Raw genomic sequence first — 26060 nt, forward strand, 5'->3', positions numbered from 1 at the left:
GCAACGAGTGGCCCAGCGGGCCGGGTGCGCCGCCGTCAATCCTCGTCGTCCTCGATAGCCTCCGGGTACCGGAGGGGGCGCAGGCCCTGGCCGGGGCCGCTGGCCTTGATGTCGAACAGGTAGCGGCCCAGGAAGTTGATGTGCCGGTCCTTGAGCGGGGAGAGGCGGGCGACGTCCTCGTCCTTGATGTCATGGCCCTCGGCGCGGAGTTGGGCGACGGCGGCGTCGAGGTAGCGGGTGTTCCACAGGACGACGGCGTTGGGGACCAGGCCGAGGGCAGCGAGCCGGTCCTCCTGGCCTTCGCGGTACGCCTGGCGGATCTGGCCCCGGCCGCCGTGGCAGATCGCGCGGGCCAGGCGGTGGCGGGACTCCTGCACGGTGAGCTGCCGGTTCATCAGGCGACGGTAGATGTCGTCGACCGGGTCGACCAGCGCGAGCAGGTGCATGGTCTTGTCGATCCGCCCGTACTCGGCGAGCGCCTGCCCCAGCGGGGTGGGGGGCCCTCGCGGCCGAACATCCGCAGCAGGTCGTAGGCACGGATCTGGTTCGTGATGAGCGACCCGGCAACGCGGAGCATGTCCGGCCAGTGCGTGGCGATCCGCTTGAGGTTCACCTTGTTGCAGGCGACGGCCTCCAGCGGCCCGTACCCGGCGGCCGGCGCCTCGCCGTCGGGCAGGTCGGCCCACCAGAACCTCTGGTCCTGAAGATCGCGGAAGCGCGGGGCGAAGCGGAAGCCGAGCATCTTGTACAGGCCGAGGCCATGTCGGAGTACGAGGCGTTGTCGGTCGCGACCATCTCCGGCTTCACCCCGCCGTCGAGGTTCAGCAGGGTGTCCAGCGTGTAGAGGCTGTCGCGCGGGGCGCCGCGTACGACCATCGCGCAGATCCCCGCGACCTGGTCATTGACTGCATTCAGCCAGGTCACGCCACGTTTGTAGCCGTGGTACTTGGGCGAGGGGCCGGTGTTGATGCTCTTGACGGGGACGACGAAGCGCAGGCCGTCGACGGAGGCGAACAGGCCGCCGCCCCACATCTGAGCGAGCTCAATGCGGGACTGCGCGGTGATGAGCGCGGCGTTCGCCGCAGCGATGGTGTCGGCGCGCAGGTAGTTCTGGTCGACGTGCGACAGGCGCGAGCGAGTCAGCGCCTTGTTCTCCGGGTCGATGACCGGGGTCAGGCCGATGTTGCAGCTCTCCGCCACCAGCAGCGCGACGAGGGAAACGAGCAGGCCCTCCATGCGGGTGCGCCGCTCGGAAGTGTGGCCGAAGGCGTCGAGGAACCCGGTCCAGGAGTGGACCTCGAACAGCAGGTCGGGCAGGTCGATCCGGGGAAGCATTGCCTCCGTGGTGGCCTTGAGCCAGGTCAGCGACTCCGGTTCACCCACGGCGCCGAGCTTGTCCACCGACAGACGGGCGCGTCCGCCGCCCTCGGGGACGAAGATCTCCACCTTCGCGTCCTTGCCAGCCTCCTCCAGGCGGTCGGCCATCTGCCGCCATGCCGCGTCCAGCCCCATCGCCGGCACCAGCTCGGCATTGACCTCGCGGGGCAGCAGCGGCCGGTCCTTGACCCGGCGCCGGGAGAGTGCGGGCGGGCGACGCACGGCCTTATGGACTAAAGACTCATCCCCTACAAGACAAGCGTCGCGACCGGATCATCCGGTCGGAGGTACGGAGGCTGAGGTAGTCATGGGGGAGCACCTGGCCGGGTGGTCGCCCGGTGAGTGTTGAGGTAGGCGATGCCTGATCTGCCGGAGGCGTTTGCCGGCCGAGCGCCGTCCGGCGACCAAACTGGGATGGGCGGTGCAGTGGGGGACGGTGCGGATGCTCGGGGCGTTCCTGACCGAGGATCCGCACCGTCCCGCCGGGAGCGGTGGCCTTCGTCGCCGAGCAGCTCGGGCTGGATACGGCGGAGCTGTCCGGGTACGGCCCGTCGGCAGCAGACCGCCTACGGTCATGCGTGGGAGATCCGTGAGCTGCTGGGCTACCGCGACTTCGGTGCATGTGAGGCTGAGGTGCACCAGTACGTGGCGGCGCGGGTGTGGGCCTGGTGGAAGGGCCGCGGGCGTTGTTCGACCGGGCGCGGGTGCACTTACTGAAGGAGCGCATCCTGCTGCCGGGCATCGGCGTGCTGGTGCGGCTGGTCGGTGAGGTACGGCGGGCGGAAAACGAGCGGGTGCACGCGCTGCTGTCGGGCTGGCTGTCGCAGGACATGCAGCAGGCGCTGGAGAAGCTGCTGGCCGTGCCGGACGGCAAGAGGCGCTCGCGGAGCTGGAACGGCTGCGCATCGCGCCGGCCAAGGCCTCGGGTCGAGTGCTGGCCGAGGAGCTCAAGTGAGTGAGCGAGATCGCCGCGCTCGGAGCCAGCCGGGTGTCCACCGATCCGGTCCCGGCGGTCAAGCTCGGGGCACTGGCTCGCTACGGGCTGGTCGCAAAAGCGCCCGCACTGCGGGGACTGGACGAGCCACGCAAGGGCGCGACGCTGCTTGCCACGGTGCGGCAGCTGGAGACCTCATCGGTCGATGACGCGCTGGATGTGCTGGATCTGCTGATCACCTCCAACCTGCTGGCTCGGGCGGAGCGGGCGGGCAAGGCCGAGCAGCTGCGCACCTTCCCCAAGCTGCGCAAGGCGGCCCGCACGATGGCCTCGGCGATGGAGGCGCTGATCGCCGCGCCGGAGGACCGGCTGGTGTCGCTGGTGGAGGTGTGGAAGGCGATCGAGGAGGTGGTGCCGCGGGAGAGGCTGGCGGCCGCGGTGGAGACGGTGGCCGAGTTCGTGCCGGTCACTGACGATGACGCCGCGGCTGAGTGGCGGGCCGAGCTGGTCAAGCGCTACCGCACGGTGCAGGGCTTCATCGGGCCGCTGCTGGCCACTCGGCTTGCGGGCGGTGGAGGCGGGCATGCCGGTGTTGGCGATGGTGCGCACCGCGGTGGCGATGGCCAAGAGCCGCCGCTACGCACCCGCCGACATCGCCGCCCACGACGAGCTGATCACCGGCTCGATGCGATCGCGTATATCTGATGGCGGCTTCGTTACGGCAGACCGGATCGCCACACTCTCACCAGCCTCAACACCTGTCCACGGTCACCCGGAGCCGTTGCGGTGGGAGGCCGGAGGCGTCGCCTTCGTCGGTTCGGCGCTGGTGGTGTAGCCGATCGCATTGGCCGTCAGCCGGCTCAGCTCGGGTGCGTCACCGCGCTTTCCGACGACACCCGCGTCAGCTCTCGGCAGGGGCCCGCACCCCGTGGCGGCCCTGGCGTGATCGAACGGACCGTCGACATCATGCGCGTGGACGGCCTGCGGGTCGTCATCTCGGCGCTGAACGCGGACGCCTACCGCCTGCCCGTCAGCCGCGGCTAACCCGTCCTCGCCCGCCGGCAACTCCAGATCGCCCTCGCCCCGGCATGGCGGCAGGCGATCGGTTGACGCCTACAGGTAGAGATAGTCCTTGACCGGCCCAGTTGCCAGAGGCCGCCGACGAACCCACACTGACGGCCCCACACTGACGGCGTCGAGCGGTACGGTGCGCGGGCCCCAACCCCAGGAAGGCCGCGATGAGCGACTACGATGTGATCATTCTCGTTGCGGGTGCGCCCGGCGAGCACTGCGCGGCAGCCCTGGCGGAAGGCGGGCTGAGGGTCGCCGTCGTCGAACGGGACCTGGTCGGCGGCGAGTGCTCCTACTGGGCGTGCATCCCCTCGAAGTCGCTCCTACGGCCGGGCGAGGCGGTCCAGGGCGCGCGAGGCTGGCGGGTACGCGCAGGTGGCCGTCAAGGCGGCGCTGGACTGGCGGGACTTCATGGTGTCGGGCCACTCCGACGCCGGGCAGGTGCGCTGGCTGGCCGATCACGGCATCGACCTGCTGCGGGGCACCGGACGGCTGGCCGGGACCGGCGTGGTCGAGGTCGACGGCGCCCGCCACACCGCAGGCCACGTCGTGGTGGCGACCGGCGCCGATCCGATCGTGCCCCCGATCCCGGCGCTGCGCGAGCTCACCGGGGTCTGGGGCACCCGCGAGGCGACCAGCATGACGGCCGTCCCACGCCGCCTGCTCGTGCTGGGCGGCGGCCCGGCGGGGGTGGAGCTGGCGCAGGCCGTACGGCGTCTGGGCGGTGAGGCGGTGCTCGTCGAGGGCGCTGGACGGGTGCTGCCCCGCGAGCCCGCACCGCTGGGCGAGGCACTCGGCGAGGCTTTGCGCCGGGACGGGATCGAGCTGATACTCGGCACGCACGCGACCGCTGCCCGGCGCGAGGACGACGAGTACGTGCTGAGCTTCGCCGGCGGCGCGGAAACACGCGGCGACCGGCTGCTCGTGGCGACCGGCCGCCGCTCCCGCGTGGCCGGGATCGGCCTGGAGACCGTCGGCGTCGAGCCGGACCCGCACGGGATCCCGGTGGACGCGTACCTGCGGGCGGGCGGGCGGCTGTGGGCGATCGGGGACGTCACCGGAACCTGGCCGCTCACGCACGTCGGCGAGTACCAGGGCGACGTCGTCGCGGCGAACATCCTCGGCCGGTCGCGCCCAGCGAATTACGAGGCCGTCCCGCGGGTCACGTACACCGATCCGCAGGCGGCGGCGACCGGCGCGGCCGAAGCGCGCCACAGCGGCACCGCGCCCTTGTCGCAGGTGCCGAAGACGGCGACCTACGGCCACGCCTACGCCGAGTCCACCGGCTTCCTGACGCTGCTCAGCGACGGGGAGCGGCTCGCCGGGGCGTACGCACTGGGGCCCGAGGCGGGGGAGTGGATGCAGCAGGCGACGCTGGCCATCCGCGCCCATGTCCCGCTCGACGTGCTGACCGACACGATCCAGCCCTTCCCCGGCTTTTCGGGTATCTACCAGGCGGCGCTGAAGGCGCTCGGCAAGGCGACCGCCGAAGCCCGACCTTGAGGAGGACCACTGTGGGAAGCATCCCCGGACAGACTGTCGTCGTGATCGGCGGCAGCGCGGGCATCGGGCTGGAGACGGCCCGGCGCGCCCGCGCGGAGGGCGCCGAGGTCGTCATCACCGGTCGCGACCCCGACCGGCTCAGACAGGCGGCGCAGGAGATCGGCGCGCAGTACCAGGAGGCCTTCGACGCCGGCGACACGACAGCCCTGGACAGGTTCTTCTCCGGCCTGCCGGCGCCGATCGACCACGTCATGGTCACGGCAGGCCAGCCGCACTACGGGCCGCTGCTCGACATGGACGCCGGCCAGGTGCGTGAGGCGATCAGCGGGCACGTGGTGCTAGCGCTGGAGGTGGCCCGCCACGCCCGGCGACGGATGCGGCCCGGTGGCACGCTGCTGCTCATGGGCGGCACCGGAGGACGCCGCGTCGGGCACAGCCTCGGCATCGTCTCCGCCGCCACCGCCGCGCTTCCCGCGTTCACCGCTGCCCTCGCGCTGGAGCTCGCGCCGATCCGGGTAAACCTGATCGCCGCGGGCTTCGTCGACACGCCGCTGTCGGCGTCGCTGCTCGGCGACCGGTTGGAGGAGCGCCGCGCCGAGCTGCGCGAAAGGCTGCCGATCGGCCGTGTCGTCACCCCCGCCGACGTCGCCGCGTTGGCCGTGCACATCATGAGCAACACGGCGCTGACCGGCGCGACGTACGACATCGACGGCGGCCAGCAGTTCGTGTGGTGAAGCCCGGCAGCGGTCACATGGCACGCCTCGGCCGGCCGTACCGACGCCTTCGACGGCAGCGCGATCGGCAAGCTGCGGCGAGAACTCTGACGCACCTCGTCCTCATCAACCACCACCAAGATCAACCACCAAGGGAGGGCCGCGATGAGCCCGTCACAAGCGCAACTCGGCGGCTTCGATCAGAAGATCGAAGTAGTGATCATCCCCGTCTCGGACGTCGAGCGGGCCACGAAGTTCTACACCAGCCTCGGCTGGCGGTTGGATGTCACGCCCCCGTGGGTGGTGCAGCTCACGCCGCCCGGCTCGGGCTGCTCGGTGCAGTTCGGGGAGAACCTCACTTCGGCACCCCCCGGCTCGGCCACGTCGTACGTGATCGTCTCCGACATCGAGGCCATCAGAAACGCGCTGGTCGCGGCCCGGATCGAGGTGGAGGAAACTTACCACGTCACCGAAGACGGCCCGGTCCCCGGACTCGATCCCGAACGCGGCACCTATCGCTCGCGTGCCACCTTCAGAGATCCCGACGGCAACAGGTGGTGGTTGCAGGAGATCACGTCCCGGCTGCCCGGACGCGTTGATCCGGCGCCAGCCTCCTACACCTCGGTGAGCGAACTCGCGGGCGCGCTGTGGAGGGCCGAGGCCGCCCACGGTGAACACGAGAAACGAACCGGCGGACGGGACGCGGACTGGCCCACCTGGTACGCAACGTACATGCTCGCCGAACAGGCTGGCACCGAGCTGCCGACCTGAACCCGACTCGAACGAGGCCCCTGCCTCTGGAACGGGTACGGGCGCCGGCACCCGTGAACCCCCGGCACCGAATTCCAGCCACTGCATAGCTGATGAAGTCCGTGAGCGACAGGAAAGGAGCATCGCCGTGAGCGTCGTCGTCTTCCCGATCCCCGAGCACCGCGCCGAGGTGATCGGGACCTTCAAGTCCGCGATCACGCGTGTGCACGAGGAGCCAGGCGTCGAGCTGTATGCCCTGCATGAAGGACACGACCGGCTGGTCATGATCGAGAAGTACGAGTCGGGGCCGCTACGAACCGTACACCTCAAAGGCCCGGCGCTCGCCGACCTCAAGGCCGCGCTGGACGGCAGGCTCAGCAGACCTCTCGAAGCGCAGGTCCTGGTGCCGCACCCAGCCGGAGACAGCCAGAAGGGAGCACTCTGACACCCGCCCTGGCCCCGACACGAGCGGCGGCCTCGTCGTCCGTCCCGATCCAGAAGGGGATGTAGCCAAGGTAGGGGGCAGACCAAGTAAGCCAGAAAGGGGCAAGCTGCAGTTCAGGGACTGTTCCGGTGGTTGTGAGCTGATCTCAGTGCTGGTCTTCCGGTAGCGAGAGCTCGGTGTCATCCCCTGGTGCGGTGGGCTCCGGCGTTGGTTCGGGGCGGACACTGACCGGACCGGCCTGTCCGGACAGCGTGGCCCCAAGTAGCCTGCGAGGAGGATCGGTCCAGATTTTAGCGGTAGTGGGTGGGATTGTTCCTCGTGATGGCCGATGGGGCCGTCGATGACCCGCGCGGGGGCCTCAGGAGGCGGCTTCTTCCACGGGGTCGGCGAGGTCGACCAGGTTCTTGGCCTGGGCGAGCATGAGCTTGATCTCTGCGGTCAGGTCGCCGTGGAGCGGGCGGTCCTCGGAGACGAAGACAAGGACGTCGCTTTCGATCCGCTCGGCAATCCGGTTGAGCCGCCCGGCGATGCCGCGCAGCCCGGCGGACCGGGGGCGAGGAGCCAGGGTTGAGGATCAGGTGGACAGCCGTTGGCGCTGATAATGATCATGAGCCGAAGAGAAGCGAGGGACGACTAAGCACTACGTCTACAGCTTGGTTGAGGTTCCCCTGGTTTCCCGGAGTGTTTCCTGCCTGGTTTCGGTCAGCTCGGTGTGGCTGCTGACTGTCTTGGGTAGATCGTGTTGTTGGGCGTACCAGGCGGCTTCGTACTCGTCCGGTGAGAGTCCGCCCAGGCCTTTCTGGATGCGGCGAGGGTTGTCCCACCCGTCGATGTAGCGGAACAGAGCCGTACCGACTTCCTCGCGGGTGGCCCAGGTGTTGCGGTAGACCAGCTCAACCTTGTGGATCCGTGGCGATCCATAGGTGTCGGCGAACTCGTGGCCGGCCCGGATCTTCTTGAGCTCCTCCAGCAGCAGGGCGTCGGACATCGCTCGCGTGCTGGGTCGGGTGGCACGGGTTCGCCAGTCGTAGTAGGTGGAGACGGGGATGCCCAGGACTCGCAGAATGAGTTCGACCGCGGCAAGGCCAGGGTGTTCGTGGATGAACCTCATGACCGCCGCCGGGTCGGGTCGAACTCCTGGGCGAAATAAGCGCTGGCCGCCCGCAGGATCTCGTTGGCCCGCCGCAGCTCGGCGTTTTCCCGGGCCGGCCGCCGGTTCTCCTCCAGCATCGCAGTCGTCGGCAGGTCGTCGTGCTCGCCGTGGTCGGCCTGGTCCTGCCGGATCCAGTTCCGCAGCGCTTCCCGGTGGATGCCCAGCTGGTCGGCCAGGTGCGCGATGACCGGCCTGGGCTCAGCCTGCCGGTACAGCCTCAGCGCTCGCTCGCGCAGTTCCAGCGGGTATTTCCGCTTCCCCGTGATCGAGACCTTCCCATGATCCGGGGACCATGATCCAAAGCCTCCGGAAAAGCGGGGGAAGCTCAGGTGTCCAAGGAGGCGATCCAGTCGATCAAGGGCAAGATGAAAGCGAAGCCCTACAGGTCAACCCACCATATGAGCCTGGCCGAGCTGATAGCCAGTCTCAACTGGCTCTCGCGAGGGTGGGCGAAACACTCCCGGCAGGCGGTGGCGAAAGATGTGTTCAATGCGATCGACTCCTTCACTTGGCGTCGCGTCGCGAACTGGAGCTTCCATAAACACTCGCTGCTCAGCCGCCAAGAGATGCGCCGCAGATTCTACCGACCGGGCACCTGGAAAACCGTTCATGACGGCATCAAGCTCATCGGCGCTGCTGGCGTGAAGGTGACTCGATATCACTACGGTACCGCGTCCTACCTACCGTCTTCATCCCGGCCCTCCTCGAAGACGAAGAGCGGTTTGGCGCCATGTGCGGGTGTTTCGGCGAGCGAGATGGCTTCCGTGAAGCGTTCGAGCGGGAACGGCTGGCCTTGGGGGATGCTCAGCACGTCATCAGCGACGAGACCGCGAACCTCGGACAGCACGCGCAGCGCATCCGTAGGTGAGGTAGTGCCGAACCAGCGGTTCAGCCAGAAGCCACGGACTGCCTTGGTCTCGTAGATAACCGAGCGTGCCTGCAGCGGGATCGTCAGCGCTGCCGGGTCAGTCTGCCGATGGGTAGAGAGCGCGCCGTAGACCACGACCTCTCCTCCCGGAGCCAATGCCTGGGATACCTGGGCACCCACATGGCCCGCGACACAGTCGATGGCTTTGCGCACGCCGGCCGATCCTGCAATCTCGGCAACCCGCTGCAACAGGTCCTCGCCCTCAGTGCAAATGACCTCGTCACCACCAAGCGCTTTGATCTCTTCGACGGCATCGCGCCGCCGCACGACATTGATCGTGCGAATATCCAGATGCCTGGACAGCTGAATGACGAGCCGGCCGACGGTAGAGCCCGCGGCCGTCTGCAACAACCATTCGCCCGGCTGTACGTCGAGTTCGCGAGTCACGAGCAGCAGCGCGGTCAACGGGTTGACGGCGAGTTGACAGGCGCTGGAGTCGCTCAGATGGCCGGGGACCGGCAGGAGCCTTCGTGTATCGGCAACAAGGTATTCCTGCCACGTGCCGGCCACATGGGGCCCGGGTACCGCCGGCACTGCAACGGCCACCACGCGCTCGCCGATCTTCAGTCCCTCGGTATCCGGGCCCAGGGCCTCAATACGGCCCACGCATTCCATGTGACCCCCGACAGTGGGAAACTCGGGGGAGAAACCGTAGCGGTCACGCAGCACGTGCAGATCACTGGCGTGAATCGGAGTCGCCTTCACACGGATCAACGCCTGGCCAGCTTTTGGCATGGGAACAGGCCGGGATTCCAGCCGCAGGACATCGGCCGGCTCGCCGACCTTTCCGGCTACGAGCGCGCGCATGAATTGAGGCATGAGTGACCTTTCGTCTCTCAGTGCCCGACGAACTCGGCGGGCGTTCTGGACAAGAACGATGCTGGTGCCGGCGTCCTCGGCGGCGCCCAGGCTCCGGACCCCTCCTTCTCAATGGAACCGACCCGTGCGCAGAGTGTCATCGACGTCGGGCCCCTCCAAGCCTTCACCGACTCGCTCAGTATGATCATGTAAGCGCGCTGGGTTCGTGCGGCCTACTGAGGTCCGTGATCAGGACCGCTCGCCGCGGCACTACTCTGAGTTCAGATTATCAATCTGTCATTTCGGGACCGCTACGCCCGGCCCCGGAAAGATTCCGGCGGCGGACGATGCAGCGTGGCGCGAATGCCCGGCGGCGCCGGTTCAGGGCTCAGGAGGCCGCCGAGAGGTCTACCTGGACCGGGTTCATAGTTCCTTCCGCCTCAGCCTGGGGTTTCAGCAAGCGACAACTTCCCTTCAGAGATGGACAGGCGCGCGGAGTTCTCGCCGGGTGGGAAGGTGGTTGCCGCGCGGAGCCGGAAGGATCTGCGGGCTTCGGGCGACGACCACCGAAAGCCCCAGCGAGGCGCCGGCGGCCCTGGTGCCGTCCGACAGCTCGCGCGCCTCGGCCGGCCAGGCCAGTGCGGCCGGACTCGCACCGCCGCGCCAGGTGGCCGGTACGGCATACCGCTCCCCGAGGTGCTCGACGGCATCGGCGGTCCAGCCGGCGACATCATCGAACTCGGCGACCATCGCCGGTGCGGTCACGGCGCATCTCCTGTGTAGTCGCGGGCGTTCGCCTCGCCCGCCGGCCGCCCGTCGTCGTCATGTGGGGAGAGATCCATCCGCGCTCAGGACGGGCGAGGGGTACGGCGGTCCCTGCGCTGGGCGAGTTCTTCCTCGTCCACCAGGGTGAGCATCGGCTGGCCGGGCTCGCACAGCATGGTGACGGTGAAGCGGAGCGGGATGTCCTCGCGGTTGTTGCCGTCCTGGTAGTGGATGACGTCGCCGCCCTGCTCCCAGAACGCCTCACCGGCGCGTACGACCCGCTCCGGTTCGCCTTCCAGCTCGAACAGCATCTCGCCTTCCAGCACGTAGCCGAACGCCGGCCCGGAGTGCCGGTGCGGTGGCGTGCCGGGGTCGCCCGGCGGCCACTCGATCACCACCGTCATCGCGTGCGCGCCCTGTGGAATGAACGGCGGTTCGGCCTCCTGCAGCACGGTCAGCGCCGTCTGCCACGTGGTCGATCTCGGTTTGGGCCCGGTGGTCGCCGGGTCGATATCGGGCATGGAAGGTACCTTTCGTGATCTGAGGGTGGTGGAGCTCGGACGAGGAGGCGCTACTTCCCGGCCGCGTTCCGGCCGGGCCAGTCGCGGTAGCGGATCTGGCCGAGGGTGGCGCCGTCATCGGGCACCAGCGACCGCTCGAGCAGTTCGGCTCCGAAGTATTGGGCGTGCGGGTCGGTGACCACCTCGCGCGGGTCGCCCCAGGAGGCCAGGGCGTCGCGGAAGAACTCGTCCATCCTGAACTGTTCGGGCCCGGCCACCTCCATCATGCCGTTCAGTGGCGGCCCGACTGCGGTCCGGCCGACCGCCGCGGCGACGTCGTCGCCCGCCATGGGCTGGAAGAGCACGGGCGGCATCCGCACCTTGTCGCCGTCCGTGGCGTCGTCGGCGATTCTCCGGACGAACTCGAAGAACTGGGTGGCGTGCACGAGAGAGAACGGGATCGACGACTTCTCGATCAGCTTCTCCTGGGCAATCTTCGCTCGGAAGTAGGCGTTGCCGGGCGGCCGCTCCGTTCCCACCACCGACAGCGCGATGTGGTGGCCGACGCCGGCCGCCGCCTCCGCGGCGAGCAGGTTGCGGGTGGAGGTCTCGAAGAACTCCAGCACGGCGGCCTCCTCGAAGGAGGGGGAGTTCGACACGTCGATCACCACGGGCGTGCCCGCCAGCGCCTCGGCCAGCCCTTCGCCGGTGAGGGTGTTGACGCCGGTGCTCGGCGCCGCCGCCACCGCCTCGTGACCGTGCTCACTGAGCTTGGTCACGAGCTTCGACCCGATCAGGCCGGTCCCGCCGACTACCACGATCTTCATGACAGACCTTCCTGCTCGCCGGGGCGCCTGTTACCAACCGGTCGCCCGCTAAGACAGGACAGGACAGTCCCCCGACCTGTGACAGTCCCCAGGAGAATTTCTTTGAGCCTCGCCTCCAGCGTCCCTCGTCCTGTCTCTACTTCCACAAACCGGGCGGCAAACTTTCAGCAACCGTCGCCAACGTCCCTACCTGGCGCCGTGCCGCAGGTCGTGTAGCCGGGTCTGTCCAGCCAACGGTGTAACTCGATCTTGATTGGCTATCGGGTGGTCGGCGTGAGGCGGTCTTCGAAGGTGATGGCAAAGGCGTTGAGGGCGGCCTTCCAGCGGGTGATCCAGCGTTTGTCACTCGTCAAAATGATCGATCCCTTCTCAGTTCGCTGCCCAGGCGGCCGATCGCGTCAGCGGCTTTGAGCTGGCGGACCATGCCGTCCAGGGTGGTGAAGTAGATGGTGAACCCTGCTCGGCAGGCGGCGACGGCCAGGGCCAGGGCGATGTGTATCTTGCCGACTCCGGGCGATCCCAGAAGCGCTGCGTTGGCCCTGGCCTCGACGAAGGCCAAGCTCGCCGGGTCACGGACCCTACGCAGGTCGAGCTCGGGTCGGTAGGAGAAGTCATACTCGTCCAAGGTCTTGTGGTGCGGCATCTTCGAAGTGCGACGCGTGGCGCAGCCGCCGTTCCTCACGAACGGCGAGTTCCTCTTCGAGCAGCAGATCCAGGAAGTCCAGGTAGCCCATGTAGGCCAGGATGGCGCCGCGGGCTGCACGCCTGGGCTATCGCCTCACCCTCGAACCCGTCGACACCCGTGGGGAGCCCGCCTGACACCGACAGCACTCCCAACCGAAGATTCAAACCGACCTCAGCGGCGTGAACTCCGCTGAGGTGTTGCCCCGCGTCGGCGAGGGTCGTGTTTTCGGGCCAGGAACCTGCACGGTGCTGGACGCGCTGATGCCGGTGGGCTGACGGGGCTTTCCGGGCGCGGTGCCCACCGCGTGGTCACCCGTGCGGGGCACGTCCCGGTGCGACTGTCGTTCATGTGAGGTGTCGGCGTCCTGTCACACACACTTTCCGCTCCACTACCGTCAAGGGAGTAGCCACATTGAGCAGATGGGGAGGTAGCGAACATGGATGTTTATGAGGCGGTCACGAGCCGGCGGGCGGTGCGCGGGTTCACCGACCGGCCTGTCCCGAGAGAGGTGCTGGAGCGCGTGCTGTCCGCCGCGGCTTGGGCGCCATCCGGATCGAACCTCCAGTCGTGGTGTGCCTACGTGCTGACCGGCGGGCCGCTGGCCGATCTCAAGAAGCGCGCCGGCGAGCGCGTGGCCGCAGGCGACCCCTGGGACGAGCGGGAGTACGAGATGTACCCGCCCGTACTGAAGTCCCCGTACCGCGAGCGCCGATCCGCCTTCGGCCACGAGCGCTACAGCGCACTCGGTATTGCGAGCGAGGACTGGGAGGCGCGCCAGAGGGCCGCTTCCGCGAACTGGCAGTTTTTCGGCGCGCCCGCCGCCCTGTTCTGCTACATCGACCGCGATCTGGGCCTGCCCCAATGGTCCGACCTCGGCATGTATCTGCAGACCGTCATGCTGCTGCTGCGCGCCGAAGGGCTGCACAGTTGCCCGCAGATGGCGTGGTCGGTGTATCGCAAGACCGTCGCGGAGATCCTGTCACCCCCGGACGAGCTCATTCTCTTCTGCGGCATGTCGATCGGGTTCGAGGACGTCATGGTGGATTACGTCCGTACAGGCCGGGCACCGCTCGACGAGACGATCACGTTCATCGAGGGTTAGCGATTTCCATCGCATGTGGCGTGACGGGGTGGGTCGATGCTCGCTGATGTGACTGTGTGGCATCACCGGGTGGCGGGCCTACTGCGCCGTCCAGGCACAGGCCGGAAAATCGCAGGCCAGCAGGGCGTCGGCCTGCGAGCGCAGTAAGTCGGCCCAGGTGGTGGATGCCCGCTCGAGTGCCGGGCCGAGGCCTTCCTGTTTGAGGATCTCCCAGACCGTGGACGGTGCGATCGCGATGCCGAGTGTGGCGAGTTCGCCGCGCTTGCCGAACTTGATGTAGCCGCCTGTGCCGTTGTAGGTCTCCACCACGTTCAACCCGGACTCGGTCTCCCGCTGCAGATCGCGGCCGCGCAGCCCGCGGGCCAGGAAGACGGTGCGCTGGGCGCGGCCGACCTCCAGCATCGCGGCATAAGCCGGGTGAGTGGTCTCCCTGGTGAACCGGCGCAGCAGGGCCTCGGTGGACGCGGTCCGCAGCCGGATCGCGGTGGCGTACTTCATCATCAGGTCGTAGTTGTTGGCGATGATGTCCCACCGGATCGGCCGGGTCAGCGCCGGGCCGAGCAACGAGTAGGAGAAGTCCTCGCCCCGGCCGGGCACCTACAGCTTCATCTTGTTGATCTGCTTGAACCGGGCGACCAGGTCGAAGTCCAGCAGCCGGGTGATCCCGAACCCGACGAACGAGGCGCCGTGGGAGGCGACGAAGTTGGTCTCGATCTCCATGCCGGTGCCGCGCCGCATCGCGCCCTCGACCATGGCGTGCACCTCGGACGCCGAACAGCTGATCAGCTGGGAGTGCACGGCCATGGATCCGCCGGTCTCGACCGTCCAGTAGATCAGCACGCCGCGCTCGGCCCTGCGGTAGCGGGAGTGCCACTCGGTGAAGATGTTCCGATCGAACGCCGAGAAGTGGGTGGAGTCCGAGGCGACCGCGGTCGTGCCCTCGCCCCACAGGGCGGCCTGCCGGACGGCGAAGGTGGCGTTGGCGATGATCCGGGGACCTCGCGGCAGGCCTCGACGGTCAGGTAGCGGCGGCGCGCATACCGCAGGTCGTCCTCGGTGTGCGGGTGGTCGCCGGCGGCCACCGCGCGGATCCCGGTCCCCGTCCCCTAAGCGTAGATCAGCAGCAGGAGCCGTTCGAACAGCACGGCGGCGTCCAGGTGGTTCTGCGTCCCGGCCGGGGTGAAGACGTTCAGGCAGCCCGTCCGCAGCGCGGTCTCGGTCAGCATGTCCATCAACGGCACGACGCCCCACCGGTCCCGGAAGGTCGGCGGCCGCCGCCCCGTGGTCGACGACGACAAACGCGCCGCCATCTTCGACCGCCACCGGCGCGGCGAATCCATCCGCACCATCGCCGCCGGGGTGAAAGTCTCCGTCGGCGTCGTCCACAAGACCCTGACAGCGGCCCGGTCCGAGACCAAGCCCGCCGCGATCGTCGCGGCTGCCGAGGGCAACCCCCGCTGACCAGCCCAACCACTTGGAGGGCACCGTGCCGTTGCCCCAGATCCCGCTCGGCGACCCGCGCGTCCTGGCCCTGGCCAAGGCACGCCAGCAGCTCGCCCAGGAAGGAGCCCTCTGCCCGACGTGGGACGAGCTGACCGACAAGGAGCGCGAGGACAGCCTGCCCGACGCCCGCAACTACCTGGAGTCGGCGATCAACGCCGGGCTCATCCCCAGTTCGTGGGTTTCCTTAGTATTCCCGGCATGACGACTATGCTGATCGGCTTCGTCGCCCTCGCCACCGCGCTCGCGTGTCTGGCCTTCGCGGTCAGGGAGAAGCGCCTGATCTCCCGGTTGCAGCGGTACGGCGTGCACGGGCGGGGCAGGGTGATTGGGGCGGTCGTGGATGACTCATCCCAGCATCCCGTCATCGCCTTCACCGACAACGCCGGTCACCACATCGAGTTCACTCCGCAAGTGGCCGGGATCGACCTGTGGTTGACCGTCGGCCAGGAAGTCCTGATTGCCTACCTCGACGGACAGCCGCAGGCGGCCCGGGTCTTCACCACGCGCTATCGCGTCCTGCCTATCGTCCTGTCCGGCATCGCGAGCCTGATCTTCCTTGTCGCCGGGATCGCCGTCATCATGGCGTGAATCGGGACCTCCGGCCCCGCGGGCTCCTAATCGTTACTGGCCGTTCGGTTGCTGCTCAAGCCCCGTTGCCGCTCAAGGCTCGGAACGTACGTCAGGCCTCTCCGGATGCCGACGTTCAGATGTCATGGCTGACCTGCGAGAACGGGCTTATCGTACGTTTTCGTTCCGCTGCACTTCGCCCCCCGTCGCCCTGCGCGGGGAGGTACTACTAGTAGGGCCTGTGGGGATAGGGCCTGTACGGAGTTGAGATCAGGGGGTTCGCCTGCGCTTTGGTTTCCGGTCCTGGTAGGCCATCGCTATGGCGCGTGGAGACCTCACCGACGAGGAATGGTCCCTGATCGAGCCTTGCTTGCCCTTGGGTGAGCAAGGCCCGATCCCTGATCTTCGGCGGCGGTGATGTGGCGGTTTCTCACCGGCAGTCCGTGGCGGGACCTGCCCGCGGAGTACGGGCCATGATCCACCGTTTGCGACCGGTTTCGGTCCTGGGCGACAACGGGCGTTTTTGAGCAGCTGATGCAGGCCGTGATTGCCGAGGCTGCGGCCCGCGATCAGGCCGATCTCGATCTGGTCAGCATGGACTCCACCACGGCCCGCGCCCACCACCACGCCGCTGGCATGGTCCTGGACAACGAGTTGGTCAAGGCGCTGGAAGAGGCCGCTGAATAGAAAAAGGGGCTGCGTCAAAGGGGCAAATCCCCCAAGCCGGCGAATCCGGCGGATCCGGCGAAGATGGAGACCGGGACGGCAAGCGGGCCGAGGGTGGCTAAGTTGCGCCAGAGATCCGTGCTCGCCTCTCGCCCCGCTGTTCGAGCACATCAACTTCCACGGGTTCTATCCGTTCAACCGCCCCGAGCTGGGCGGCCGCCTGCGCGAGCTGCGTGATGCGGCCGCCGCCGACGAGGAGGAATGAGGCCGATGGGTGAGCCGCGGGAGGGCTTGGGCATGATGGCCGATTCGGCTGCGCTGGTGAAAATCGGGTTGCTGAAGCGTTCCTTCAAGCAGCCGGTCAGACCAGGTCTCGTGTGCTGCCCAGGCGGTGGATCGTCGAAAGTCCCTGAGCTGACTCACGCCCGCCCGGCGCAACGTCCGCAACCACGCCGCCCCGTGGGGTGGACATGATCCTCATTCCGTAAATGTTGATAACTGATCTTATCTATCGCCATCCACCCATAGTGATCATTCGACGCTTGTGGCGATGTCCCCTGTTACGGCCGACGGCCGAGGAGAGGTGAGTCCGCGGCCGGGGAAGCGCGGTGTCCCGGCGCCCTCGAAAGCGAGTGAGGAGCCGGGGCACGGCGGTGAAGCCGGGTCAGGTGCCGCGGATGGTGGGGAAGAGCGGCTCGGTGGAGTCGGTGTCGGGCATGAGGACGGCGAGCATCTCCGCGGTCCGCTGCGCTTCGCTCAGCGAGCGGGCCAGCATCACGGCCTCATAGGCGGCCAGGGCGTCTTCGATGGTGGGGTGGTCGATGACGGCCTGGGCGAGTTCGGCGCCGTCGAGCAGGGCGAGGTTGGCGCCGACGCCGGCCGGTGGCATCAGGTGCGCGGCGTCGCCGAGCAGAGTGATACCGGGTACGCGCTGCCAGGTTTGCGGGATGGGCAGCACGAAGATCGGCCGGTTGATGTACGGGCCCTCGTTGAGGCGGATCATGGCGAGCAGGCTCTCGTCCCAGCCCTGGTACATCTTCAGTAGGCGGGCGCGGAGGGCTTCGGTGTCGTCGGGGTCGAGGCCGGTGTTCCAGTCGAGGGGGCCGCGGAAGGCGATGTAGACGCGGACGTGGGCGTTGCTGTTGCGCTGCGCGATTAGGCTGAGGCGGCCGGCCTTGGCGGTGAGGGTGCCCTGGCCGATCAGTTGGGCGAGGTCGGGGTGGCGGTGGTCGATGTGGTCGAAGTGGATCTCCACGAAGGTGACGCCGCTGTAGGCGGGTTCGGCGTGGGTGAGGGCGGGGCGGACCCGGGACCAGGCGCCGTCGGCTCCCACCACTAGGTCGAACAGCTCGCTGCTGCCGTTGGTGAAGTCCAGGCGCACCGCGCCGTCAGGCAGGGCGGTGGTGGTTTCCACGCAGTGGTTCCAGCGGACGGTGCCGGGGATGAGGGAGTCCATCAGCAAGGCGCGTAGCTGCCCCCGGTCGATCTCGGGCGCGGCGGTGTCCTTCGGGTCGGGGATGAAGTGCCGCACCATGGCGGCATTGCGGTCCATCATGCGTACCTCTTGGCCTTCGGGACGGGACAGGGCGAGGAACTGGTCGAACAGCCCGGCGACGCGCAGGGCGACCTGGCCGGTAGGGGCCTGGATGTCGAGGGTGCCACCCTGGGAGCGGGCGGCGGGGCCGACCTCGCGCTCCAGGACGGTGACGCCGATGCCATGGTTTTGCAGAATGCGGGCGCAGACGAGCCCGCCGGGGCCTGCGCCGACGATCGCGATACGGGAAGTGCTGGTCATGCGGACGGTGCTCCGTTCCAGAAGGGAGTGATCGAGGGATAGAGGGGGTCAGCCCTGCTGCTTCTTGGCCTTGGGCAGGAGACAGGCGAGGGCGATGGGTACGGCGGTGAAGGCGACGGTCCACCAGAAGGCGGCCCCGAACGCCTCGGCCAGGCCGGCGGCGGTGTGCGGGGCGAGGGCGATGGCACGGGTCAGGACGATGGCGATGACGGTGGTCCCGAACGGTGCGCCGATGCGCTGGACGATGTTGAACGCGGTGGTGCCACGGGCGATCTCGGCCTGGGGCAGCCCGGCGACGGCCAGTGCGCTGATGGAGGGGGTGCTGGCGCCGATCCCCATGCCCCGCACGAGCAGGGACACGATCAGCAGCCAGGTCATGTCACGGGTGCCGGGGAAGGCGAACGGGACGGTGCCCGCTGCCATCAGGATGAAGCCGCCGATGATCCGCCACTGGGCCGGGACATTCGCCAGGAGCTTCTTGGCGAAGATGATCAGGACGGCCGCCCCCAGGCCCTGGGGCGCCAGGAACAGGCCGGCTTCGATGATGGAGGTGCCGCGTACCTGCTGGAAGTACAGGGGGAGCAGTAGGAGGCCGCCGAACATGGTGAAGCCGGACAGGACGGTGAGGCCGCTGGCGATGGTGAAGGTGCGGTCCTTGAACAGCCGGACGTCGATCAGGGCCCTGGGTTCGTCGCGCAGGGACCACAGGACGAAGGCGGTGAGCAGGGCGAAACCGGTAGCGAGGGGGGCCCACACGCTGGTGGAGGCCAGGCCGCTGCCGGCGTCGGCGTTGCTCAGGCCATAGATCACAGCAACCAGGGCGGGGGTAAGCAGGGCCAGGCCGACGGCGTCCAGGGAGCGCTTGTGGCCGTTGTCCTGCCTGGACGGCAGGACCATGCGGGCGAGGATCAGCCCGGCGACGCAGAAGGGGATGTTCACCAGGAACAGCCAGCGCCAGTTCGCGCCCTGGACGAGGGTGCCGCCGACGACGGGGCCCAGGATCGGGCCGACCTGCACCATCAACGACAGGCTGCCCATGGCGGCCATCAGGCGCTTCTGGCCGGCCGCCTGGGCCATCAGGGTCATCATCGCGGGCAGGATCAACCCGGCGCCCAGGCCCTGCAGGGCACGGAAGCCGATCAGCGAGGACAGGTCCCAGGCCAGGCCGGACAGCACCGAGCCGGCGAAGAAGACCCCGAGCGCGGCCATCCACGTGGCCCGGCCGCCCAGGCGGTCGATCATCCACCCGGACAGCGGCACGACCGCCGTCATCGCGAGCAGAAACCCGGTGATCACCCACTGGGTGGCGGTCAGGCTCGCACCGAACACCTGGGCGAGGTGGCCGACCGCGACGTTGACGATCGTGGAGTCCAGGATGCTCGCGATCGCGCCGACTCCCAGGGCGACGATCGTGAAGGTGAGCCGCCGGTCGCCACCCTGCGGCGGTGCGCCGGTCATCGCGGGCTGCTGCGTCGCTTCCATCAGCGGATTTCCTCTCAGTCGGTCGGCGAGGGCGCCGGGGCGCCCTCGGCACGCCTCATCAACATAGTCGAATCGGACTCAAAATCGAAACTGATTCGACTTTATATCAGCTCCGGAAAGTCGGTAGGATGGGTGGATGACGGAGACCACGGGGCGCCGCGAACGCAAGAAGGCCCAGACCCGCCGGACCCTGTCCGACACCGCGCTGGCGCTGTTCACCGAGAAGGGCTTCGACAACGTCGGCGTCCGGGAGATCGCCCAGGCCGCCGACGTCGCCCTGAGCACGCTGTTCCAGCACTTCCCCAGCAAGGAAGCGCTCGTCTTCGACCTGGACGCCGATTTGGAGGCTGACCTGGTCGCCGCCGTACGCGACCGGCCCGCTGGACAGAGCATCCTGCACGCCCTGCGCGACCACCTCACCACCAGAGAGCAGTGGCGCGGCGATGACGACGACCCGGTCCGTGCCGCCCACGCCGCCCTGGTGGACTCCAGCCCCAGGCTGCGCCAGTACGCGCGTGACATGTGGTTACGCCACGAGGACGCCCTGGCCGCGGCCATCGCCGAAGCCGCTAGCGTTTCCGGGAACGATCCCGCCGCCACCGCCCTGGCCCGGTTCGCCCTGGAATGCTCTTCCATGGCTGGTGGCGGCCAAGACCTCCGGCGGCTGTTCGACCTGCTGGAACACGGCTGGGGAGGCTGGCTCACCGACCGGACGCACCGGCCCTGAGGCCAAGCCGGACACCCGACAGCCTCCATCCCCAGGGCCACGCCCGCGCTCGGGCGCCACCGGCCCGGTGGCCGTCGCCTCTACGCCGACGAATACGCGTATGCGGCCAGGCATCACGTCGATCCGGTGGCCGAGTGACCGGCCGCCCGTCGTCCTGTGCCAGAACATGGTCATCACGACCTCGGGGCTGACGTGCGGTGAGGAATCTTGAGCGGCGACCGTCCATCGGGACCTCTCGCAACAGCCGCCGCATCAGTGGCCAGGTCACAGGGATGAGCAAGATTCACTGACAATCGAGGAAGATCTCGTGGCGCCGGACACCCGTGGAACTACAGGGAAACCCGGTCGGCGCACTCCCGCTGTCCTGTCTCGTTGAACTTGAGGTACGGCAAGACCCTGTTCTCTATGGGTTCTGTAGCTGTTGTGGACTGTGGCGACGGGCCGAACAGGTTCGCGGTGCGCAGCAGATCCTTCCTGCTGGTCGACGTGCGGGGCGAATGCTCGGGCCTGCGCTATGTCGCCCGTCCACGCCATCGGCTATCGGAAACCGAGACCGTGGTCGACCGGGCGACCGATGCCGAGGTGCTGGAGTTGCTGAGGGCGTGCCGGTCGGCCCGCGACCGGTTCATCGTGATGGCGATGGCCCGAGCAGGCCTGCGCCGGGGCGAGGTGGCCGGGCTGCGGCGGCAGGACATGCACTTCATCGCTGACGCCAGCATGCTCGGTTATAGTGTTCCCGGCGCTCACCTGCATGTTCAACGCCGCGACAACTCCAACGAGGCTTGGGCGAAATCACGCCGTAGTCGTGCCGTTCCGGTCGACGAGCTGCTGGTTTTGGCCTATGACACCTACTGGTTCGAGCGGGAGGCGTGCCGTCCCGCGCGTCAGAGTGACTTCGTGCTGGTGAACCTCTTCCGGGATCCGCTGGGAGCACCTATGCGCCCCGGTGCGCTGAACGAACTGCTGGCGGCGTTGTCGCGGCGGGCCGGGCTGGCCCGTGAAGTCCATCCGCATATGCTTCGGCAGCAACGTGCTGGAGGCAGGTGGCGCGTTAGACGAGGCACAGGCGTTACTCGGGCATGCCACGCCAGCCAGCACCCAGGTCTACCTGCACCCATCCCATGATCGCTTGCGGCGGGCCATGGACCGGATCGCTGCCCGCGTTACAGCTGGAGGACGGACGCGAGTTCGACAAGACCTCCGTGTTCCTCTACGCCTACCGGCACAGCTTCGCCCAGCGCCACGCCGATGCAGGAACATCAGTTGATGTGCTTAAAGACCTCATGGGCTACCGGTCCATGAACACAACGCAGGGCTACTACAACTCTCAGGAATTGCATCAGATGGGCGAAAAGATGCAGGTCGCCTGCTGAGCGGGCTGTCGGAATAGGTGCGGCTGAGCGGTCGTTCATGCCGTTAGATCTGAACCGCTTGCGCGATGCTCCCATCAGATGCACGATCCAACCCTCAGAAGGTCGCGGTTGTGGAGGCTGGCGGGCGCAGCAGACCGCATGCGGTCTGCAGGAGGACACTATCGCGCCGCGCGAACGCCTGGTCCGTGGGTTTCTGGCGTTCTGCAACGACTACCCGTGGCGGTGGCAGCCCGGGCATGTGGACGAGTGGACGTTGTCACTGACCAGTGAGCATCACCTGGCGCCATCCACGGTCCGGGGCTACCAGACCGACTTGCGGCTGTTCAGCGAGTACCTCACCGATGCCCGTTACGGCTGGGCGGCTGAGTGTGAGGCGCAGTTGGGATTGGGTGTCCACCCGGTTCCGATCTGCCATGAGTGGAACACGATCGCCCACCTGAACGACTACGAGGGCAGGCCTGAAGCCCGGCCGTTCACGCGTGAGGAGCTGCAGCGGTTCTTGGATTACGCCGATGAGCAGGTGGAGCGGGCAGTGAAGGCGAAGCGGAAAGGTGCGCTGGCCGCCTACCGGGACGCGACGCTGTTCAAGGTCATGTATGGGTGGGGACTGCGCCGTACCGAGACCTCGAAGCTGGATCTGGCTGACTGGGGCCGAAACCCGGCTGCTCCGGAGTTCGGCCGGTACGGCATGCTGCACGTCCGCTACGGCAAGGCGGTGCGCGGACAGCCGCCCTGGCGGCGGAACGTGCCCTCGGTGATGGGCTGGGCGGTCGAGGCCGTGGCCGACTACGTGGAGAACATCCGGCCTCGGTTCGGCTGCGTGGATCATCCGGCGTTGTGGGTGACCGAACGCGGCGGACGGGTGAGGCCGGCGGAGATCAACACCCGGTTCGTCGCCTACCGGGATGCGCTGGGCCTGCCCAAGGAGCTGTCGCCGCACTCGGCCAGGCACTCCTACGTCACGCACCTGCCCGAGGACGGCGTGGACCGCCGGTTCATCCAGGAAGCTGTCGGACATCGCTGTGATATCTCCACGGCGATCTACACGCACATCAGCGGAGATTTCATGAACATGGCGCTGCGCAAGGCATTGGCACCCGCCCTCGACGGCCGGACGGACTGAGGAGGGAAAGGCGCCATGACGCGCAAACTCGACTACCGGTGGAATTTGCGGCAGGTGATGGCCACCCGCGGCACGTTCCAAACCACGGACCTGGCCCCGCCGCTGGCCGAACGCGGTATCCATCTATCCTCCAGCCAAGTCTAACGGCCTCTGGAGAAGAGGCCGGGGTCGGTGAGCTGCGCCCGAGGCGGGCCCGGATCCTCGGGCCAGGCGAGTGAACGATGACCGTCTATGCGCCCGAGGTGCTCGCCGACCCGATCGGCGTCATCACCGGCTTGATCATCGACACCGAGCCGAACACAGACCGAACCGTGTTGGAAGAGGTGGTCACGAGTGTCGTCGGCGGGCGGGTGAAACGCCGGAAGGTTGCCCAGGCGCTGCTGGAGCGTCCAGGCGTCCTGACCGACGGGCGCTCGCCCGCGCCCCGGGCCATCGCGGAGCTGCTCATCGCCCTGCGCAAGGCAGGCGCCGCGGCAATCTCGCTGCCGGTCTGTGCTGAGTGCGGCAAGCAGTTACGGACGCTCCAGCGCCGGGAGCAGGACTGGTACTGCGGCGTCTGCGGGCCTCGCCGGGAGCCCTGCGCGTCCTACGGGGTCCGGCTTTGCCGCAACTGCGTGGCCAAGTCCCGAGCCGAGCCCTGCTCGCGCTGCGGGAGCGTCCGCGAGGCCGCGGCTCGCGATGCGGACGGCAGAGTGCTCTGCCCTCATTGCCTGAGCATCGACCCATCCAACCAGGAGATCTGCACCGGGTGCGATCGTCGGCGACCGGTCAGCGTCCGCACCCCTGACGGGCCGCTCTGTCCCAGCTGCCGTCCCTGGCAGGCCGCGATCTGCGGCATCTGCGGCCGCGAGGCTCCCTGCGTGATCTCCCAAGCCACTGGCCAGCCCTGGTGCGTGGCCTGCAAGCAACGCCGTGCACGATGCTCACGCTGCGGCCAGTTCGGCCGCATCCGCGGCGGCACCACGAGCGAACCGCTCTGCGCCACCTGCACCCGCCCCGATCCCGGGTTCTGGACCAACTGCCCCACCTGCGGCGAGGCCAAGCGCTCGCACGCCGGCCGGTGCGCCCGATGCGCCCTCGACCGGCGCCTGCGCGAACTGCTGGGTGACCACGGCGGCCAGATCCGCCCGCACCTTGCCGCTCTCTACCAGGCGCTGACCAGTGCCGAGCGGCCCAGCGCGGTCACGGCCTGGCTCGACCAGGGCGCCGCCCCCGCGATCTTGCAGCGTCTGGACGCCGAGATCGAACTCACCCACGCCAGCCTCGATGCGCTGCCCCCCGGCAAGCCCGTCGAGCACCTGCGCAGCGCCCTGGTCGCCATCGGCACGCTGCCCCACCGTGATGAGCAGATGGCCCGGCTAGAACAGTGGATCACCACCACCATCGCCGACCGCATCGACCCCGACCAGCAGCATCTACTGCACCGCTACGCCATCTGGCACCTGCTGCGCCGGCTACGCCGCCGCACCCAGGGCAGCGCCACCACCCACGGCCAGCTGGTCGTGGTCCGTCAGCATGTCAAGCAGCGACCTCACCGCCCGGCTGTCGGGAGTCCTCGGTGAAGAGGTCTTCCACGCCAGCGGCATCGGCCGCACCGGCGAAACCGAGCAACTACGCACTCGAATCGTCGAGTTCGAACAGCAGGTCCTCGACCTTCGCCAAGAACTCGACGAGCGAATCGACGAACTCGATGCAGCCCGAGCTGCCAATCGCGACCTCACGACCCCGGCCAACCGGCATCCCGCCCAGCCAGACGCGGCGCGCTTGAATGACGAAGCCATGTGAAGATCAACTGATGACAGCGTCACGGATGACGAAAGGTGATCATGATGATTAGGGCAGCGCGGGCGGACGAAGCCGAGCTCCTGAGCGAGCTGGCGATTCGCTCCAAGGCTTACTGGGGCTACGACGAGGCGTTCATGGCAGCCTGCCGAGACGAACTGATCATTCCGGCATCGGAGGTTGAGAAGCTGCGAACCACAGTGGCTGAACACGACGGTCGCATCCTGGGTTTCGCCACGTTGGAAGGAAACCCGCCAGAAGGGGCCTTGGGCATGCTCTTCGTCGAACCGGATGCCATTGGCCAGGGCGTCGGCCGATGCCTGTTCGAGCATGCCACCGCTGCCGCAGCAAGCCTCGGCTTCGCGCGGCTCACCATCGACGCAGATCCGAACGCCGAGACGTTCTACCTGGCCATGGGCGCCACACACATCGGTGCAACCCCATCAGACTCCATCCCCGGGCGGATGCTACCCCTGCTCGCGATCACCATTACCGAATGCAACGCCAAGGGCGAGATTCCCATCCACTGATCTGTCCTCCCAGGCCCGGGTACCCAACAACTGTCGCTCACTATGACGGACAAAGAAGGTCTTCCTACCAGCGAAAACACCAAGCAGCGACATCGAAGATCAAATTAACCCTAAGAGAAGCTCTGAAGTGCGAAGATGCCAACTTCGATGAGACAGGCCGTCGGTGATGTCTCATCGAAGTTGGCACCACGGGTCAGGTTGGTCTGCCGTGTCTCACTGAATCTGGCCCGTGACCTTCAAATCGCTAGTCCAGCGAATGCGGGAGCATCTCGTCGTCGGGGCTGTCGGTGCTCCTCCCGGATCGCCGCGAACACGTCCACCCCGGCCACCTCGGCGGCGTCGAACAGTGCGCCGTCGTCCTGCCGTGCGGGCTTCACCTCATCTCCTGGATCGGCCGTTTTCGCGATCATGACGAGCATCCGCGCGACGGCCTCTGCAGGAATCCGGCTGCAGATTCGCGCGGTCAGCGCCTGCTCGGCCTGCCGCAACCCCGATCCAATGATCCGCCGTAACCGGTCCCGGGTGGGCGGCTCGATCCGCTCGTCCTTCAAATGCGCCAGCAGCTGCTCGCGCACGCGGTCGACCTGCCGCTCCTTCTCCGGGGTTGAGGAATCCAGGAACAGTACTTATCGCTGAGAACGATCTTGTGCGTGATCTCGCCCCGGTTGACCAAGGCGGCAAGCGCCGCGGGGATGTAGACCATCGCGGTCTGCTTACCGCAGATCGCTCTGGCTTCGGCCCGCGCTGCTCCCTCCTATGAGGATCGGCTCTGGTGAGGACCTATAGGAGCAGGCTGTCCAGGTCCAAGGCAGCACACGGCGGAATCGTGCTGGGTATTGGGGTTCAGGCGATGCCGGTTCCTTGGATCAAATTCCGGTTCGGCGTGGCGTAGTTCCAGCAAGGTGCTGCCGTGTGAGCTAGGAACGCCTCAGTGCTGGCGGTCCGCGCCGCAGCCGAACCA

General features: G+C 67.8%; 32 protein-coding genes and 4 pseudogenes. 22 read left to right on the top strand and 14 right to left on the bottom strand.

Annotated elements, in window-relative coordinates; translation table 11 throughout:
• Positions 1-35: 35 nt before the first annotated feature.
• Positions 36-446 (bottom strand): Tn3 family transposase, encoded by a 411-nt coding sequence (locus ACQPYK_RS23880; RefSeq protein ID WP_433258551.1) that lies wholly within the window; start codon positions 444-446, stop codon positions 36-38.
• Positions 395-1512: pseudogene (locus tag ACQPYK_RS23885) on the bottom strand (Tn3 family transposase). Before ACQPYK_RS23885 ends, ACQPYK_RS23880 begins: the two are co-directional and overlap by 52 nt.
• Positions 1513-2045: 533 nt before the next feature.
• Here ACQPYK_RS23885 and ACQPYK_RS23890 point away from each other — a divergent pair.
• From ACQPYK_RS23890 to ACQPYK_RS23925, 8 genes and pseudogenes are all read left to right on the top strand, one after another.
• Entirely contained in the window at positions 2046-2336 is a 291-nt protein-coding gene (locus tag ACQPYK_RS23890; RefSeq protein ID WP_433258553.1) for a hypothetical protein, read from the top strand.
• The gene (locus ACQPYK_RS23895) at positions 2333-3016 is read left to right on the top strand and encodes a hypothetical protein (RefSeq protein WP_433258555.1); all 684 of its coding nucleotides are present in this window, start codon (positions 2333-2335) and stop codon (positions 3014-3016) included. Before ACQPYK_RS23890 ends, ACQPYK_RS23895 begins: the two co-directional genes overlap by 4 nt.
• A gap of 533 nt (positions 3017-3549) precedes the next feature.
• Positions 3550-3726 (top strand): annotated as a pseudogene (locus ACQPYK_RS23900) (FAD-dependent oxidoreductase); the annotation flags it as partial.
• Between the two features lie 31 nt (positions 3727-3757).
• The gene (locus ACQPYK_RS23905) at positions 3758-4885 is read left to right on the top strand and encodes a dihydrolipoyl dehydrogenase family protein (protein ID WP_433258557.1); all 1128 of its coding nucleotides are present in this window, start codon (positions 3758-3760) and stop codon (positions 4883-4885) included.
• 11 nt (positions 4886-4896) lie between these two features.
• Complete coding sequence (locus tag ACQPYK_RS23910; protein WP_433258559.1) at positions 4897-5619, top strand: SDR family oxidoreductase; 723 nt, start codon at positions 4897-4899, stop codon at positions 5617-5619.
• 144 nt (positions 5620-5763) lie between these two features.
• Positions 5764-6369: a VOC family protein gene (locus ACQPYK_RS23915; protein ID WP_433258561.1), complete on the top strand. Its 606-nt coding sequence runs from the start codon at positions 5764-5766 to the stop codon at positions 6367-6369.
• 127 nt (positions 6370-6496) lie between these two features.
• Positions 6497-6793: a putative quinol monooxygenase gene (locus ACQPYK_RS23920; protein WP_433258563.1), complete on the top strand. Its 297-nt coding sequence runs from the start codon at positions 6497-6499 to the stop codon at positions 6791-6793.
• A gap of 340 nt (positions 6794-7133) precedes the next feature.
• Positions 7134-7364, top strand: a complete 231-nt coding sequence (locus tag ACQPYK_RS23925) for a hypothetical protein (protein WP_433258565.1) — start codon at positions 7134-7136, stop codon at positions 7362-7364.
• 75 nt (positions 7365-7439) lie between these two features.
• Here ACQPYK_RS23925 and ACQPYK_RS23930 read toward each other — a convergent pair whose 3' ends face one another.
• Entirely contained in the window at positions 7440-7904 is a 465-nt protein-coding gene (locus tag ACQPYK_RS23930) for an IS3 family transposase (RefSeq protein WP_433258567.1), read from the bottom strand.
• The gene (locus tag ACQPYK_RS23935; RefSeq protein ID WP_433258896.1) at positions 7901-8296 is read right to left on the bottom strand and encodes a transposase; all 396 of its coding nucleotides are present in this window, start codon (positions 8294-8296) and stop codon (positions 7901-7903) included. Before ACQPYK_RS23935 ends, ACQPYK_RS23930 begins: the two co-directional genes overlap by 4 nt.
• Between ACQPYK_RS23935 and ACQPYK_RS23940 the strand changes: the two are divergent.
• Positions 8276-8512: pseudogene (locus tag ACQPYK_RS23940) on the top strand (group II intron maturase-specific domain-containing protein); the annotation flags it as partial. The gene ACQPYK_RS23935 and the pseudogene ACQPYK_RS23940 sit on opposite strands and share 21 nt — an antisense overlap.
• A 110-nt stretch (positions 8513-8622) precedes the next feature.
• Here ACQPYK_RS23940 and ACQPYK_RS23945 read toward each other — a convergent pair.
• The 6 genes from ACQPYK_RS23945 to ACQPYK_RS23970 all read right to left on the bottom strand — a co-directional run bounded on the left by ACQPYK_RS23945 (position 8623) and on the right by ACQPYK_RS23970 (position 12498).
• On the bottom strand, positions 8623-9693 hold the full coding sequence (locus tag ACQPYK_RS23945; RefSeq protein WP_433258568.1) for a zinc-dependent alcohol dehydrogenase family protein: 1071 nt from the start codon (positions 9691-9693) through the stop codon (positions 8623-8625).
• 453 nt (positions 9694-10146) lie between these two features.
• Positions 10147-10437: a hypothetical protein gene (locus ACQPYK_RS23950; protein WP_433258570.1), complete on the bottom strand. Its 291-nt coding sequence runs from the start codon at positions 10435-10437 to the stop codon at positions 10147-10149.
• Positions 10438-10520: 83 nt separating this feature from the next.
• Positions 10521-10958 carry a cupin domain-containing protein gene (locus tag ACQPYK_RS23955; RefSeq protein WP_433258572.1) on the bottom strand — a complete coding sequence of 146 codons (438 nt, stop codon included), beginning with the start codon at positions 10956-10958 and terminating at the stop codon, positions 10521-10523.
• A 50-nt stretch (positions 10959-11008) separates the two neighbouring features.
• Complete coding sequence (locus ACQPYK_RS23960; protein WP_433258574.1) at positions 11009-11764, bottom strand: SDR family oxidoreductase; 756 nt, start codon at positions 11762-11764, stop codon at positions 11009-11011.
• Between the two features lie 349 nt (positions 11765-12113).
• Entirely contained in the window at positions 12114-12389 is a 276-nt protein-coding gene (locus ACQPYK_RS23965; protein ID WP_433258576.1) for an ATP-binding protein, read from the bottom strand.
• The gene (locus tag ACQPYK_RS23970; protein WP_433258578.1) at positions 12376-12498 is read right to left on the bottom strand and encodes a hypothetical protein; all 123 of its coding nucleotides are present in this window, start codon (positions 12496-12498) and stop codon (positions 12376-12378) included. Before ACQPYK_RS23970 ends, ACQPYK_RS23965 begins: the two co-directional genes overlap by 14 nt.
• 387 nt (positions 12499-12885) lie before the next feature.
• Here ACQPYK_RS23970 and ACQPYK_RS23975 point away from each other — a divergent pair, with 387 nt between their 5' ends.
• Entirely contained in the window at positions 12886-13551 is a 666-nt protein-coding gene (locus tag ACQPYK_RS23975) for a nitroreductase (protein ID WP_433258580.1), read from the top strand.
• Positions 13552-13794: 243 nt separating this feature from the next.
• Here ACQPYK_RS23975 and ACQPYK_RS23980 read toward each other — a convergent pair.
• A pseudogene (locus tag ACQPYK_RS23980) lies at positions 13795-14813 on the bottom strand (Tn3 family transposase); the annotation flags it as partial.
• Between ACQPYK_RS23980 and ACQPYK_RS23985 the strand changes: the two are divergent.
• The 4 genes from ACQPYK_RS23985 to ACQPYK_RS24000 all read left to right on the top strand — a co-directional run bounded on the left by ACQPYK_RS23985 (position 14776) and on the right by ACQPYK_RS24000 (position 16308).
• On the top strand, positions 14776-15012 hold the full coding sequence (locus ACQPYK_RS23985) for a hypothetical protein (protein WP_433259165.1): 237 nt from the start codon (positions 14776-14778) through the stop codon (positions 15010-15012). The pseudogene ACQPYK_RS23980 and the gene ACQPYK_RS23985 overlap by 38 nt on opposite strands.
• 25 nt (positions 15013-15037) lie before the next feature.
• The gene (locus ACQPYK_RS23990; protein ID WP_433258582.1) at positions 15038-15256 is read left to right on the top strand and encodes a hypothetical protein; all 219 of its coding nucleotides are present in this window, start codon (positions 15038-15040) and stop codon (positions 15254-15256) included.
• A complete protein-coding gene (locus ACQPYK_RS23995) occupies positions 15253-15642 on the top strand; it encodes a hypothetical protein (protein WP_433258584.1) in 390 nt (129 codons plus the stop codon). The genes ACQPYK_RS23990 and ACQPYK_RS23995 overlap by 4 nt, the downstream gene beginning before the upstream one ends.
• Before the next feature lie 513 nt (positions 15643-16155).
• Positions 16156-16308 carry a hypothetical protein gene (locus ACQPYK_RS24000; RefSeq protein WP_433258586.1) on the top strand — a complete coding sequence of 51 codons (153 nt, stop codon included), beginning with the start codon at positions 16156-16158 and terminating at the stop codon, positions 16306-16308.
• A 643-nt stretch (positions 16309-16951) separates the two neighbouring features.
• Here the strand turns inward: ACQPYK_RS24000 and ACQPYK_RS24005 are convergent.
• A complete protein-coding gene (locus ACQPYK_RS24005; protein WP_433258588.1) occupies positions 16952-18082 on the bottom strand; it encodes an FAD-dependent oxidoreductase in 1131 nt (376 codons plus the stop codon).
• 48 nt (positions 18083-18130) lie between these two features.
• Positions 18131-19564 carry an MDR family MFS transporter gene (locus ACQPYK_RS24010; protein WP_433258589.1) on the bottom strand — a complete coding sequence of 478 codons (1434 nt, stop codon included), beginning with the start codon at positions 19562-19564 and terminating at the stop codon, positions 18131-18133.
• Positions 19565-19700: 136 nt separating this feature from the next.
• Here ACQPYK_RS24010 and ACQPYK_RS24015 point away from each other — a divergent pair, with 136 nt between their 5' ends.
• The 8 genes from ACQPYK_RS24015 (at position 19701) to ACQPYK_RS24050 (ending at position 25099) form a co-directional block, all read left to right on the top strand.
• Positions 19701-20291 carry a TetR/AcrR family transcriptional regulator gene (locus ACQPYK_RS24015; RefSeq protein ID WP_433258591.1) on the top strand — a complete coding sequence of 197 codons (591 nt, stop codon included), beginning with the start codon at positions 19701-19703 and terminating at the stop codon, positions 20289-20291.
• 405 nt (positions 20292-20696) lie between these two features.
• On the top strand, positions 20697-21416 hold the full coding sequence (locus ACQPYK_RS24020; protein WP_433258593.1) for a tyrosine-type recombinase/integrase: 720 nt from the start codon (positions 20697-20699) through the stop codon (positions 21414-21416).
• Positions 21413-21664 (top strand): hypothetical protein, encoded by a 252-nt coding sequence (locus tag ACQPYK_RS24025; RefSeq protein WP_433258595.1) that lies wholly within the window; start codon positions 21413-21415, stop codon positions 21662-21664. Before ACQPYK_RS24020 ends, ACQPYK_RS24025 begins: the two co-directional genes overlap by 4 nt.
• A gap of 253 nt (positions 21665-21917) precedes the next feature.
• Positions 21918-22787 (top strand): tyrosine-type recombinase/integrase, encoded by an 870-nt coding sequence (locus ACQPYK_RS24030; RefSeq protein ID WP_433258596.1) that lies wholly within the window; start codon positions 21918-21920, stop codon positions 22785-22787.
• Positions 22788-22802: 15 nt separating this feature from the next.
• Entirely contained in the window at positions 22803-22931 is a 129-nt protein-coding gene (locus tag ACQPYK_RS24035; RefSeq protein ID WP_433258598.1) for a hypothetical protein, read from the top strand.
• Between the two features lie 77 nt (positions 22932-23008).
• A complete protein-coding gene (locus ACQPYK_RS24040; RefSeq protein ID WP_433258599.1) occupies positions 23009-24349 on the top strand; it encodes a hypothetical protein in 1341 nt (446 codons plus the stop codon).
• Positions 24303-24572 carry a hypothetical protein gene (locus ACQPYK_RS24045; protein ID WP_433258601.1) on the top strand — a complete coding sequence of 90 codons (270 nt, stop codon included), beginning with the start codon at positions 24303-24305 and terminating at the stop codon, positions 24570-24572. The genes ACQPYK_RS24040 and ACQPYK_RS24045 overlap by 47 nt, the downstream gene beginning before the upstream one ends.
• Positions 24573-24613: 41 nt before the next feature.
• Entirely contained in the window at positions 24614-25099 is a 486-nt protein-coding gene (locus ACQPYK_RS24050) for a GNAT family N-acetyltransferase (protein ID WP_433258897.1), read from the top strand.
• A 236-nt stretch (positions 25100-25335) separates the two neighbouring features.
• Here ACQPYK_RS24050 and ACQPYK_RS24055 read toward each other — a convergent pair whose 3' ends face one another.
• On the bottom strand, positions 25336-25674 hold the full coding sequence (locus tag ACQPYK_RS24055; RefSeq protein ID WP_433258603.1) for a hypothetical protein: 339 nt from the start codon (positions 25672-25674) through the stop codon (positions 25336-25338).
• Positions 25675-26060: the final 386 nt, after the last annotated feature.

The organism is Streptosporangium sp. CA-135522, assembly GCF_050949235.1.
Lineage (GTDB): Bacteria > Actinomycetota > Actinomycetes > Streptosporangiales > Streptosporangiaceae > Streptosporangium.